At 61.1% G+C, this 12,240-nt stretch carries 10 protein-coding genes; 7 read left to right on the top strand and 3 right to left on the bottom strand.

Annotated elements, in window-relative coordinates:
- Nucleotides 1-4: 4 nt before the first annotated feature.
- On the top strand, nt 5-2,107 hold the full coding sequence (locus AB5Z09_RS10520) for a cache domain-containing protein (protein ID WP_368195263.1): 2,103 nt from the start codon (nt 5-7) through the stop codon (nt 2,105-2,107).
- A gap of 79 nt (nt 2,108-2,186) precedes the next feature.
- On the opposite strand, the gene AB5Z09_RS10515 is transcribed toward AB5Z09_RS10520, so the two are convergent.
- The 3 genes from AB5Z09_RS10515 to AB5Z09_RS10505 form a co-directional block, all read right to left on the bottom strand.
- On the bottom strand, nt 2,187-3,053 hold the full coding sequence (locus AB5Z09_RS10515) for a helix-turn-helix transcriptional regulator (protein WP_279503028.1): 867 nt from the start codon (nt 3,051-3,053) through the stop codon (nt 2,187-2,189).
- A gap of 15 nt (nt 3,054-3,068) precedes the next feature.
- A complete protein-coding gene (locus AB5Z09_RS10510) occupies nt 3,069-3,926 on the bottom strand; it encodes a formate dehydrogenase accessory sulfurtransferase FdhD (protein ID WP_368195262.1) in 858 nt (285 codons plus the stop codon).
- 309 nt (nt 3,927-4,235) lie between these two features.
- Nucleotides 4,236-4,877 carry a hypothetical protein gene (locus tag AB5Z09_RS10505; protein WP_368195261.1) on the bottom strand — a complete coding sequence of 214 codons (642 nt, stop codon included), beginning with the start codon at nt 4,875-4,877 and terminating at the stop codon, nt 4,236-4,238.
- Nucleotides 4,878-5,388: 511 nt separating this feature from the next.
- Here AB5Z09_RS10505 and AB5Z09_RS10500 point away from each other — a divergent pair.
- The 6 genes from AB5Z09_RS10500 to AB5Z09_RS10475 all read left to right on the top strand — a co-directional run bounded on the left by AB5Z09_RS10500 (nt 5,389) and on the right by AB5Z09_RS10475 (nt 12,238).
- On the top strand, nt 5,389-5,943 hold the full coding sequence (locus tag AB5Z09_RS10500) for a DUF3305 domain-containing protein (RefSeq protein ID WP_279463492.1): 555 nt from the start codon (nt 5,389-5,391) through the stop codon (nt 5,941-5,943).
- Nucleotides 5,936-6,529, top strand: coding sequence for a DUF3306 domain-containing protein (locus tag AB5Z09_RS10495; RefSeq protein ID WP_368195260.1), 594 nt, complete (start codon nt 5,936-5,938; stop codon nt 6,527-6,529). Before AB5Z09_RS10500 ends, AB5Z09_RS10495 begins: the two co-directional genes overlap by 8 nt.
- 103 nt (nt 6,530-6,632) lie before the next feature.
- Nucleotides 6,633-8,375: a 4Fe-4S binding protein gene (locus AB5Z09_RS10490; RefSeq protein WP_368195259.1), complete on the top strand. Its 1,743-nt coding sequence runs from the start codon at nt 6,633-6,635 to the stop codon at nt 8,373-8,375.
- Between the two features lie 10 nt (nt 8,376-8,385).
- A complete protein-coding gene (locus AB5Z09_RS10485; RefSeq protein ID WP_201974807.1) occupies nt 8,386-9,003 on the top strand; it encodes a molecular chaperone in 618 nt (205 codons plus the stop codon).
- Between the two features lie 131 nt (nt 9,004-9,134).
- The gene (locus tag AB5Z09_RS10480; RefSeq protein WP_005303194.1) at nt 9,135-9,338 is read left to right on the top strand and encodes a transcriptional initiation protein Tat; all 204 of its coding nucleotides are present in this window, start codon (nt 9,135-9,137) and stop codon (nt 9,336-9,338) included.
- A 23-nt stretch (nt 9,339-9,361) separates the two neighbouring features.
- A complete protein-coding gene (locus AB5Z09_RS10475; protein ID WP_368195258.1) occupies nt 9,362-12,238 on the top strand; it encodes a formate dehydrogenase subunit alpha in 2,877 nt (958 codons plus the stop codon).
- Nucleotides 12,239-12,240 lie beyond the last annotated feature (2 nt).

The raw sequence follows: 12,240 nt of genomic DNA, 5'->3' as shown, positions 1-12,240 counted from the left end.
GGCGATGAAACTGACCCTGCTCTCCCGCTGCATGCGTGCCCTGTTGCCCCGTTGCGTACGCACCAAGGTGCGCTGGCGCCTGCTGCTGCTCACCTCGGTACCCATCATGCTCACCCTGGTGGGCATGATCGCGCTCACCCTCTACTGGACCCTCACCTACAGCTGGCAGAACCTGCTCACCACGGTGCGCAGCGATCTCGGGGTGGCCCACCACGCCATCACGGTGCAGCAGCAGCGCCAGACTGAGCATCTCGAGCATCTGCGCGATGCCTGGGCCTTTCAGCTTCGGCTGCGGGAATCGCCGGATCAGTTGCATGACTGGGTGATGCCGCTGGCGGCCAACTATGGTCTCGATTTTCTGCGCTTGCGCCGTGGCCCCGAGCTGGATCAGCTGACGGCGCAGGAGCGGGCCGCCCTCACGGCCGGGCGCAGCGTCAGTCACTTCGTGGTCTGGTCACAGCAGGAGATGCTCGCCCTCTCCCCGCAACTGGCCAAGCGGGCTGTGCTGTGGCAGCGGGATGGCACCAGGGTGGTGGAGGACCGGGGGCTGATCAGCCTCTCACTGACGCCGGTGATGGGCCGAGACGGCTCCCTTTGGGCCGTGCTGGAGGGGGGCGAGCTTGTCAACGGCAGCACCCGGCTGGTGGATGAGCTCAAGGGGCAGGTGTTTGCCAAAAATACCCTGCCGGATGGCAGCGTCGGCACCGTTACCCTGTTTCTCGACGATCTGCGGGTGAGCACCAATGTGCCGGTCAGCAGCAGCCGTCAGGTGGGCCGGGCGGTGGGTACCCGGGTCTCGCCGCCAGTGCGCGAGCAGGTGCTGGGGCGGGGGGAGATGTGGGTTGACCGCGCCTTCGTCCACGACGCCTGGTATGTCTCTGGCTACGAGCCGCTGCTGGGAGCCAGGGGCGAGCGGCTCGGCATGCTCTATGTGGGCTTTCTCGAGTGGCCCATTATCCGCACCTACCTCACCAATCTGGTGGAGCTGGGTTCCGGCGTAGTGCTGCTGTTGCTGCTCTCCGGCCTGCTGGTCTATCGCGGCGCGCGGGATCTCTTCTCCCCCATCGAGCGGATGCACAAGGTGGTGCGGCAGGTGCAGGCCGGGGAGTCGGCTCGCATCGGCCCGCTGGCCCTCGATCCCGACCACGAGCTGGCCCAACTCGGTCGCCAGTTCGACGCAATGCTGGACAGGCAAGAAGCGCATCAGCAGCAGATGGCTCGCAGCGCCGACGAGCTGGAGCAGAAGGTGGCCGAGCGTACCCAAAGTCTCGAGCTCAAGACCGCCGAGCTGGAAGATCATATCCATATGCTGACCGAGGCGCGCCAGCAGTTGCTGATCAGCGAGAAGCTGGCGGCCCTCGGCAAGCTCTCCGCCGGGGTGGCCCACGAGATCAACAACCCCTTGGCGGTGATCCTCGGCAATGTGGAGCTGATGAAGCTGGAGCTGGGGGAGGCGGCCGAGCCGGTCAGCGAGGAGCTGGCGCTGGTGCTGGCCCAGATCGAGCGCATTCGTGCCATCACCCGCAGCCTGCTGCAATATTCGCGCCCCGGCGATTACGAGACGGCGCCTGTGTGGCAGCACCTCAACCCCATCATCGAGGAGAGCCTGACGCTGGTGCGCTCCGCCCTGCGCCAGCAGCAGGTGGAGCTGGTGGCCGATCTCAGGGCCCAGCAGCCCATCGAGGCGGATCGCCAGCAGCTGTTGCAGGTGCTGATAAACCTCTTGGTCAACGCCAGCCACGCGCTGGGGGAGCAGGGGGAGATCCGGGTCGAGAGCCGCGACTGGGTCGATGAACTGGATCAGCTGCGCGGGGCCGAGGTGCGGGTGATCGACAACGGTAGCGGCATCGAGGCGGCCATTATCGACAAGATCTTCGACCCCTTCTTCACCACCCGCGCCACCGGCACCGGGCTGGGGCTGGCCCTGAGTCACCGCATCATCAGTCGCTGGGGTGGGGAGCTCTTGGTGGACTCCACCCCGGGGCAGGGGAGCTGCTTTACCGTGCGGCTGCGCAGCCACGCCCTGCTGCCCAGCGGCAGCGAGCCTACGAAACTGGAAGGGTGGCGCATCGCCCTCAATGCCGAGGGGCGTGAGACAAGCGATTGAGGCTGTTATAAAAAGGCCCGTTATAAAAACAGCCCGTCAACATGGTTGCGGGCTGTTTTGTCTGTAGGTGAGTGGTTATTTACTGCGGACTCCACACTAGCTTGCCGCTTTGGGTCAGGTCATAGCCGCCGAGGCGAACCGCCAGCTCGCGCCCCTCGGGGGATTGCAGCCAGCCGATCAGCTGTTGCAGCAGGGTGCGAAAGAAGACCCCCTGCGGCATCACCAGATCGAAGCACTCCTGCGACAGCGGCATAAAGCCGAGGCCAAACTCGGTGGCTGTGCTCTGGGCGCCGGGCCCGACATCCGCATCGCCACGGCTGATGGCGGCGGCCAGCTCCCGCTCGCTGTTGACCTCGAGGGTGCGCTCCAGCCGGGTCAGCGACTCCCCCTGGGTTTGCAGCCACTCCTGCAGAGCGCGCTGGCTGCCAGCCCCCTCCTGACGCATGGCCCAGCGCCAGTCGAGTGCCTCTTTCGCCTCCTTGGGTTGCAGCCCTTGCCGCAGCACCAACCCCTGCACCCGCCTGAATCCATGAACGATCACCCATTGCCGGTGGCCCTGATACTGCTGCACCAGCGCCGGGTGGCGCAGGTGGGCCTCCTCGGCCTGCCCCCAGTGGATGGCGCAGAGATCCACATGGCCGCGTGCCAGCATCGCCAGCCCCTGACGGGTGCCGCACGGGGTGTAGCCCACCAGTGCCTGGGTGCCGAGCTGCTGGGCCAAGCGGCTGCTGGCGTAGTGGAGCAGCACGTCGTCCGAGCCCGCCAGCAGCAGCCGGTCGTTCATCACCCCCTCGTGGCAACTGCCGAGCAGCCAGCGGTCGAGCAGGGAGCGGGGAAACAGCCACTTGCCGGTCGCCTTGGTGGCGGGGATGCGCGCCTCGTTGGCGAGCTGGTAGACCTTCTTCTCGTTGAGATCGAGGTATTCCGCCACCTGCTTCACGTTCATAAACTCGTTCATGACTTAATCCCGCATCCCGCGACCGGCCGGACTGGGCGCCAGCACCGGCGGCTTCTCGTCCAGCACCATATGGTTGTGGCCGCTGAATACCTCGAAATGGCGCCCCTTGGCGCGGGCAATCATGGTGATGCCGAGCTGGCGGGCCAGATCCAGTCCCATCTGGGTGACGCCGGAGCGCGACAGCAGCACCGGAATACCCATCTGCGCCACCTTGATCACCATCTCCGAGGTAAGCCGCCCGGTGGTGTAGAAGATCTTGTCGTGGCCACTCTCGCCGCGCATCCAGAGCTCGCCCGCCAGGGTATCCACCGCATTGTGGCGCCCCACATCCTCGACAAAGGAGAGAATTTCGCTGCCGCGACAGATGGCGCAGCCATGGACGGCACCGGCCATCTTGTAGGTTTCGTTATGAGCCGACAGCGCCTTGAGCAGGGCGTAGAGGGTGCTCTGTTTAAGCTCGGGCGCCGCCAAAACCACCCCTTCGAGCTTCTTCATCACGCTGCCATACATGGTGCCCTGACCGCAGCCGGAGGTGACCGTCTTCTTCTCCAGCGACTTGTCGAGATCGGCTGCCTGCTGGCTGCTCACCACGGCGGCGGCCTCACTCTCCCAATCGACGATCACCGACTCTATGGCTGCAATATCCTCGATAAAACCCTGATTTTTCAGATAACCCAACACCAGCGCCTCGGGGCGGGCCCCCAGCGTCATCAGTGTTACGATCTCCTTCCAGTTGAGGTAGACCGTCAGTGGCCGCTCACAGGCGATTTGGCGGGTGTTCATCGTGCCCTGCTCATCCATCACCTCGACGGCCATGGTGAGCTGGGCGGCAGCATTGCTTTTGATAAAGGTCGGTGTCATGGGCCCCTCGCGACCGGTTGCCGGGATCTAAGGGGAGGGATACAGCAAGTTTTGTTCCAGATTACTTTCAAACGAGGCACAGGTTTAACCTATGACCTTGATGAAACAGGAATTATCCACACCGAGAAGATTAACGAGCTGGGTTATAGAGCTTACTTAATATGATGGGGGAAGGGATAGTCCGCTGGATACCTATTAAGTGGACCGAGATATAGAAGATTATTTTTACAGCACGTGACAAATAAAGAAGAGGGCCTTAAAAGTAGGTTTTGTTAACCTATGTAAGGCCCAGTTAATTAAAAAATCAAACTAGTTTCCGCTATGCAAGCTGAACTCATTGAAATAAACAGGGAAAGTATATGGTGTATTAGCTCCCCCCGCCCCCAACACAACCTTACTCACTTCTTGCAAAGACGTCGTGCCACTATAAACCAAGTCGCCATTCACATACATTCTAATCATGTCATCGACTTTCATGATCGAGAGTCGAAGTTTTGACATATTGCTATAACGTCCTTTGGGTGGGAGGCATCCATTATTATTTATACAAACTTGTGAAACCCAGAAATTATCCCCATCTCTACCGATAACAAGGGATGTTCCCTCTGTTTCATCTAGATTAGAAATTTGAATGTAAGCCCTAGGGTTGATGTTGGATAAATTTGAAAAATCTCCTTGCACAACGGTGCTCAAAGAAATATTTCTCTTTGGTTCAAACGTTTTTGATACACCAGAAAATTTGAAATCCTTCAGCGGGTTCCGAGTGACAACTTTTAGAGAGCTATTTTCCTCTTTTATGTCAGATTTTTCGGAGGTTTGGTTGTAGATATTCCAGTTGGATAGTGAATTTGAGCTAAAAGAATCATGTATATAGAAGTCGCCAGCAGAGGCGGAATTATTTAACAATAATGCTGTAGAGAATGCCAAAATTTTTTTAGTGTTAAACTTCATTGTTATAATCCATCTTTTAGTTTTCTTGTTAAAAGTGAGATAATTATTTATATCAAAGAGCAGATATATAATCTGACCTCTCATATTTTAAATCAATTTTCATCTCACCAACATCATGACTCCCATCAGTGAATTGCAGTTGCCGATGCTTTTTATTGGCAAGCAATTTCTTGCATTGATTTTTATGGGTGTCGTATGGGGCATGTTACATCAAGTTAGAGCTAATCCGCCAGTCCAAAACAGGTGTAACCAAATATTTTATAAAACTTGGAATACCTACCTTTTTGGCAAAACGTAGGGCTGTAGATTCGAATAGCGAAGTGTATTCGAACGGTCGCGTATTGGAAGTGCTACGTGTCCTGCTCTCCTCGAAGGAAAGCCACATCCCGCCTTGGCCCCACTCTTGCTAAGTCTTATCCCATAGATGGCCGTGGCCGCCCTGAATCCCCTGCTCTGAACCGCCTCGAACGGGGTGGATCACGGGGGAGGGCGGCTCGGCAGAGACCTTCTGATGGGAGCCGTGACAGTGCAAGAGACAATCAATACCTTGCCCCCGCAGCGCTGGCTGCAACTGGAGTTAAAGGCCATCGACAGCCAGGTTGGCCGCTGGCAGAGCCGCCGTTTCGAGATTGCGGCGCTCCACCCAGCCGAACCGGAGTCTGCCGGTGCCTTGCCCCTTACCCTGTTTCGCGATGAGCGGGGGGATTATCGCTTCAACCTGAGCTCCGGCTCGCCCCGCCTCTTTGTCACCGGAAGCCGCGTGGACAGTGGTTTTGTGGCCGACGGCCTGACCCTGAGCCAGACCGTGGCCGCCGCCTATATGGATGGCGAGCGGCAGGTGCTCTCCTGCCCGCTGCCCGAAGCGCTGCAAGCCTGGGTGGAGGCCTTTATCGGCCGCCACGGCGAGCTGCTGGAGGCCCGTCGCAAGGGCAAGAAGGGCAAGGGGCGGGCCCAGGATCAGCTGGGAGTCGATAGCCAGGATCAAGCCAGCTGCGGCGCCGTGAAACCCACCGGCCCCGATGGCCGCGAGCGTGGCTGTGACAGCGGAAATCGCGCCCATGAGTGAGTTCCTCAAGCGCTGGTCATCCCGCAAGAGTGAGGCGCGCAAGCATCAGGCATTGCAGCCGAGGGAAGAGGCCATCCCCGAGGCAGTTGCCGCCCCTATCGAAGGCAGTGGCGAAGCTGGAAATACAGATACTGCGCTGGATAGCCCCGTAGTCAGCACTGACAAGGGGAGCTGTGAACCTCTTGCCGTTGAGAGGGCCGAGAGTGGCGAGCTGCCGCTAACAATGGGGCAGCCGGGCAAGGCCAAACTCCCCGACAAGGAGGCGCTACGGGCCATGTTTCGCAGCCACAAGCCGGATGGGCTCGACGACTACACCCAGGATTTCAGCCAGCCCGAATTGCTGCCTGCGGCCCTGACCGCCGGGCTGCGCAACTGGCTGGTGGATCAGGTAACCGCCCCGGAGAGCGAATCGGCCAATCCGGCCAGCGGATCTGCTGAACCGGTGGCGGTTGTCAGCGAACCTGCCGCCGACGAGCTGGCTGATAACCATTCTCAAACCACCACTGACGATCGGGACATTTTGGTTTCCTGTGGTGGACAAAATGTCCCAACCAAAGGTGGGGGAATGGAACCCTCAGGATCCTGACTCCCTGTCAGTCACTTTTTTTCCGGGGGAGTTGGCTCGCCTCTTGCTCTCTCGGCTTACCAACAAGCGCCCATCCCATGAGGTGGCGCGCACAGGAGCGTATGTGAGCACTGAACAAACATTGCCAAATCTGGCCCCAAATCTAGCCTCCAATCTTGCCCATGGGGCGGGGGCGGCCGAGCATAACGCGCGCGCTCGCGCCTATGCCCTGCAGCATACGGTCAAGACCGACAACCTGATCCCGGCCACTGTTTCTTACCAGAGTCAGGGGCGTCTGCTGCTGGTCGGCCCGGAAGATCGCATTCGCCGCGCCGCCAGCCTGCTGCCCGCCGGGGTGAAGCCCACCCTGCTGGTGAGCGAAGCGGTCCACGATGCCGAGGCGGCCGATCTCGAAACCATTTTCGATGCCACCGCATCCCTCGCGGCCCTGACCCTGCGCGAGCCGAGCCTGACAGGGTATCTGGGGCAGTTCCAGTTTACCGGCCTCAATGGTCAGGGTGAGCGGATTGAGCTCGCCGCGATCTGCTTCCCCCAGCAAACGGCTGCTATCAGTGAACAGCCACGCTTTGATCTGGTGGCCGATCTGGGCCGCGCCCCGCTCTTTGCGCTGGAGCGCCCGCCGGTGGGCTATCTGCATCTGGCCGATGACGCTGACTTAGCCGAACGGCTTGCCGAGCTCTGTGCGCTGACCGGTATCTTCGACAAGCCGCGCTATTTTCGCCTCGACCCCGAGGCCTGCGCCTTTACCGCCCGCGGCGTGCCCGGTTGTAGCCGCTGCCTAGATGTCTGTCCGACCGATGCCCTTAAGCCCATCAATGGCCGCATCCAGATCGATCCCCATCTCTGTCAGGGCTTTGGCAGCTGTGCCTCTGCCTGTCCGACCGGCGCCATTGCCTATCACCAGCCCGATGCCAACACCAGCGGCGAATACCTGCTGCGCTTGCTCAAGCACTACCGGGAGGCGGGTGGCGAAGCGCCCCAACTGCTGATTGCCGGCGAAAGCGAGCGCGATTGGGTGGAAGCCGAACTCACCCGTTTGCCCGCCAACTGGCTGCCAGTCTGGGTGGAGGAGAGCGCGAGCTTAGGCATCGAGAGCTGGTTTGCCGCCCTTGCCTATGGCGCCAGCGCGGTACGTATTGCGGTGGGCGATGATGCTCCCGCAAGTGTGCGGGCATTGGTTGAGCGGGAACTGGCGAGCGCCGCCGTGCTCTTGGCGGGCGCGGGTCTCGCTGCCGATCGCATTGCCCTGTTTGACGCAGATGCTGGTGAGCCTGTTTCCGGCCAGACAGCCGTTGCCCTGCTGGAGAAGCCGCTCAAAGGGGATAAACGGGAGAACCTGTTTGCCGCCTTCGATGCCCTCTGGCAGGCCAACGAAGGGAGCCGCGAGCCGCTGGCGGTGCCCCACGGCGCCCCTTACGGCAGTGTGGAATTGAAAGAAACTGACTGCACCCTCTGCATGGGCTGCGTGGCGGTCTGCCCGAGCCGTGCCCTGCATGCGGTGGGGCACACGCCGGGCCTCAACTTTATCGAGCAGGATTGCATCCAGTGCGGCATGTGTGAAAAGGCGTGCCCCGAGCAGGCCATCGTGCTGGTGCCCCGTCTGCAACCCGTGCCCGAAGCGCGCCGCGCCGTGCAGAGCCTGAAAGCCGAAGAGGCGGCCTGCTGCATTCGCTGCTCCAAGCCGTTCGCGCCCGCCTCGATGATCCGCCGCATCCAGCAAAAACTGGCCGGTCACTCCCACTTCCAGAACGAGGCCGCCCAGCGGCTGCTGATGTGCGAGGACTGTCGGGTCAAGGATGTGTTTGCGGCGCTGGCGGCGGATCCCGTCTCCCAGCTCAAGGTATGAGGGGCCAGTGATGAGTGAACAACATAACGAAAAGGCTGGCGAACTGACCATGACCGAACTGGAACAGAGCAGCGCCGATCTCTACGCCCTGCTGGCGAGCCTCTGGCGCGCCGCTCCCCGTGGCGAACAGCTCGCCTGGCTGCAAGGGTTGCAGGCTATGCCGGGCCCCTTTGCCAGAGGGCTGGGGTTGGTGCAGCTGGCGGCCAGCAGCCAACACGAAAACGAGCTTGCCGAGGAGTATCAGGATCTCTTTATCGGGCTGGGGCGCGGAGAGATTGTGCCGTTTGCTTCCTGGTATCTCACTGGCTCTTTGATGGAGCTGCCGCTGGCGGTGCTGCGTGCAGATCTCCAGTCCCTCGGTTTTGAGCGCCAGAGCGGAGTGTGCGAGCCGGAAGATCATCTGGCCGCCCTCTGTGAGGTGATGGCGGTACTGATTGGCGAGCAGCATCCGGAGCGCAACCGCTTCTATGAGCGCCACCTTGCCCCCTGGGTACTCGCCTGCTGCCGCGATCAGCAACAGGCGAAAGGGGGGAGCTTCTACCGGGCGGTCGGCGCCCTTGCCGAAGATTTCTTCAAGCTGGAAAACGAATTGCGCCTGCCGTTTGGCGCCTGCGTGGTGCCGGGCTGAACGCCCCTATCTGCGCATAACACGCTGTGCATAACAAGTTCTGCGCATAACAAAACGAACAGACGAGATATCCCATTGGACGCGAAGCTGGCGCGCAGGCGCCGGCAAGAACAACAACAGAGGTCACAAGAATGAGCGATGAACAGCTGAAAGACCCGTCCCGCCGCAATCTGATCAAGGGAGTTGGCGTGGTCGCCACCATAGGCGTATTGGCCGGTGCCACCGGTCGGGTGGTGGGCAAAGAGGTGCTGACCCACGACACCGAGCCTGACAAGGGCTATCGGGAGACCCCCCATGTTCACGACTTTTATCGCACCCTGCGCGGCACTGACTGAGCCGGATCAGTGAAGGAGAACTCATGAAACTGACAAAACGTGCCGAGCAGCCCCAAGTGGGCGAGCAGGGCAATGAGGCCATTCGCGGTCAGGGGCTGACCCGTCGCGCCTTTATGGTCAACTCGGGTCTGGTGGCCGGTGGCGCCGTGGCCGCCGGTTGGCTGGCGCCAGCCATGATGCAGCGGGCCGAGGCCAAAACTGTGGCGGCCGACGTGCCGGTCGAGGTGAAGCGCACCATCTGTTCCCACTGCTCAGTGGGCTGCGGCGTCTATGCCGAGGTGCAAAACGGCGTCTGGACCGGTCAGGAGCCGGCCTTTGATCATCCCTTCAACCTTGGCGGTCACTGCGCCAAGGGGGCGGCCCTGCGCGAGCACGGCCACGGTGAGCGTCGCCTCAAGTACCCGATGAAGCTGGTGGGCGGCAAGTGGCAGCGTATCAGCTGGGATCAGGCCATCGAAGAGGTGGGCAACGAAGTGCTGCGCCTTCGCAAGGAGTCCGGCCCCGACAGCGTCTACTGGCTCGGCTCCGCCAAGCACTCCAACGAGCAGGCCTACCTGTTTCGCAAGATGGCGTCCCTGTGGGGCACCAACAACGTGGATCATCAGGCGCGGATCTGCCACTCCACTACGGTCGCTGGCGTCGCCAACACCTGGGGCTACGGCGCCATGACCAACAGCCTGAACGACATGCACAACAGCAAGTCGATCATGTTTATTGGCTCCAACCCGGCGGAGGCCCACCCGGTCGCCATGCAGCACATCCTGCTGGCGAAAGAGCGCAACGGCTGCAAGATTTTGGTGGTCGACCCGCGCCGTACCCGCACCGCCGCCAAGGCGGACATGTACCTCTCATTGCGCCCGGGTACCGACGTCGCCTTTATCTGGGGCATGCTCTGGCACATCTTCAAGAACGGCTGGGAAGACAAAGAGTTCATCCGCACCCGCGTCTATGGCATGGACGAGGTGCAAAAAGAGGTGGCGCGCTGGACTCCGGCCGAAGTTGAGCGGGTAACCGGCCTCAACGAACAGCAGGTCTATGGCGCCGCCAAGCTGCTGGCCGACAACCGTCCCGGCTGCGTGGTCTGGTGCATGGGCGGTACCCAGCACACCACAGGCAACAACAACACCCGTGCTTACTGCATCCTCGAACTGGTCCTCGGCAACGTGGGCAAGAGCGGGGCGGGCACCAACATCTTCCGCGGTCACGACAACGTGCAGGGCGCCACCGACTTTGGCGTCACTTCCGACTCCCTGCCCGGCTACTACGGGTTGGAAGAGGGCTCCTGGAAGCACTGGGCCCGGGTGTGGGATGTGGATTACGAGTGGATCAAGGCGCGCTTCGACAACAAGGCCTACAACGGCAAGCTGCCGATGAACAATAACGGCATTCCGGTCTCCCGCTGGGTGGATGGTGTGCTGGAGAACGCCGATCTGATCGAGCAGGGCTCCAATATCCGCGCCATGTTCTACTGGGGCCATGCGGTCAACTCCCAGACCCGCGGCCCGGAAATGAAGAAGGCGATGCAAAAGCTCGACATGATGGTGATTGTCGACCCGTACCCCACCGTCGCCTCGGTGATGAACGATCGCACCGACGGCGTCTACCTGCTGCCGGCCACCACTCAGTTCGAGACCTATGGTTCCGTCACCGCCACCAACCGCTCCATGCAGTGGCGCGATAAGGTGATTGAGCCTCTGTTCGAATCCAAGGTCGATCACGAGATCATGTATCTGCTGAGCAAGAAGCTTGGCTTTGCCGACCAGCTGTTCAAGCACATCAAGGTAGAGAACAATCAGCCACTCTTGGAAGACATCACCCGCGAATATAACCGCGGCATGTGGAGTGTGGGCTACACCGGCCAGAGCCCGGAGCGGCTCAAGGCGCACCAGCAGAACTGGCACACCTTCCACAAGACCAACCTCAAGGCCGAGGGCGGCCCGGTCAGTGGCGAAGTGTACGGTCTGCCGTGGCCCTGCTGGGGCACCCCTGAGATGAAGCATCCCGGCAGCCATATCCTCTACGACACCAGTATTCCGGTGTCGGAAGGGGGCGGCGGTTTCCGCGCCCGTTTCGGCATCGAGTATCAGGGCGTCTCGCTGCTCGCCGAAGACTCCTGGCCGAAAGGGAGCGAGGTGGAAGACGGCTATCCCGAGATCACTGCCGACCTGATGAAACAGCTCGGCTGGTGGGATGAGCTGACCGAGGCCGAGAAGAAGGAGGCCGAGGGCAAGAACTGGAAGACCGATCTCTCCGGTGGTATCCAGCGGGTCGCCATCAAGCACGGCTTTGTGCCGTATGGCAACGCCAAGGCGCGCTGCGTGGTGTGGACCTTCCCGGATCAGGTGCCCAAGCACCGCGAGCCGCTCTACACCCCGCGCCGGGATCTGTTGGCCGACTACGCCACCTGGCCTGATTCGAAGAGCCTGTGGCGCCTGCCGACCCAGTACGCCTCGGTGCAGGAGAAGGACGTCAGCAAGGAGTTCCCGATCATCCTCACCTCCGGCCGTCTGGTGGAGTACGAGGGGGGCGGCGACGAGACCCGCTCCAACCCCTGGCTGGCTGAATTGCAGCAGGAGATGTTTGTCGAGATGAACCCGGCGGATGCCAACGATGTCGGCGTGCGCGACGGTCAGGATGTGTGGGTCGAGGGGCCGGAAGGGGGCAGGGTCAAGGTGAAGGCGCTGGTGACCCCGCGGGTCAAGCCGGGGCTCGCCTTTATGCCGTTCCACTTCGGCGGCCACTTCGAGGGCAAGGATCTGCGATCCAAATATCCGGAAGGGTCAGACCCCTATGTGCTGGGGGAGTCGGTCAACATAGTCACCACCTATGGTTATGACCCGGTCACCCAGATGCAGGAGACCAAGGTCACCCTGTGCCGTTTTCGCAAAGTAGGAGCCTGATC

Origin of the sequence: Aeromonas sp. R2-2 (assembly GCF_040908355.1) — a bacterium.
Classification (GTDB): domain Bacteria; phylum Pseudomonadota; class Gammaproteobacteria; order Enterobacterales; family Aeromonadaceae; genus Aeromonas; species Aeromonas veronii.
The sequence above is the reverse complement of the archived record's forward strand: the minus strand, read 5'-3'. Positions and strand labels throughout refer to the sequence as shown.

Coding starts and splice junctions, on each gene's coding strand:
- AB5Z09_RS10500 (WP_279463492.1), top strand. CDS start 5,389: ATGGGAGCCGTGACAGTGCAAGAGACAATCAATACCTTGCCCCCGCAG.
- AB5Z09_RS10510 (WP_368195262.1), bottom strand. CDS start 3,926: ATGACACCGACCTTTATCAAAAGCAATGCTGCCGCCCAGCTCACCATG.
- AB5Z09_RS10480 (WP_005303194.1), top strand. CDS start 9,135: ATGAGCGATGAACAGCTGAAAGACCCGTCCCGCCGCAATCTGATCAAG.
- AB5Z09_RS10475 (WP_368195258.1), top strand. CDS start 9,362: ATGAAACTGACAAAACGTGCCGAGCAGCCCCAAGTGGGCGAGCAGGGC.
- AB5Z09_RS10485 (WP_201974807.1), top strand. CDS start 8,386: ATGAGTGAACAACATAACGAAAAGGCTGGCGAACTGACCATGACCGAA.
- AB5Z09_RS10515 (WP_279503028.1), bottom strand. CDS start 3,053: ATGAACGTGAAGCAGGTGGCGGAATACCTCGATCTCAACGAGAAGAAG.
- AB5Z09_RS10520 (WP_368195263.1), top strand. CDS start 5: ATGAAACTGACCCTGCTCTCCCGCTGCATGCGTGCCCTGTTGCCCCGT.
- AB5Z09_RS10495 (WP_368195260.1), top strand. CDS start 5,936: ATGAGTGAGTTCCTCAAGCGCTGGTCATCCCGCAAGAGTGAGGCGCGC.
- AB5Z09_RS10505 (WP_368195261.1), bottom strand. CDS start 4,877: ATGAAGTTTAACACTAAAAAAATTTTGGCATTCTCTACAGCATTATTG.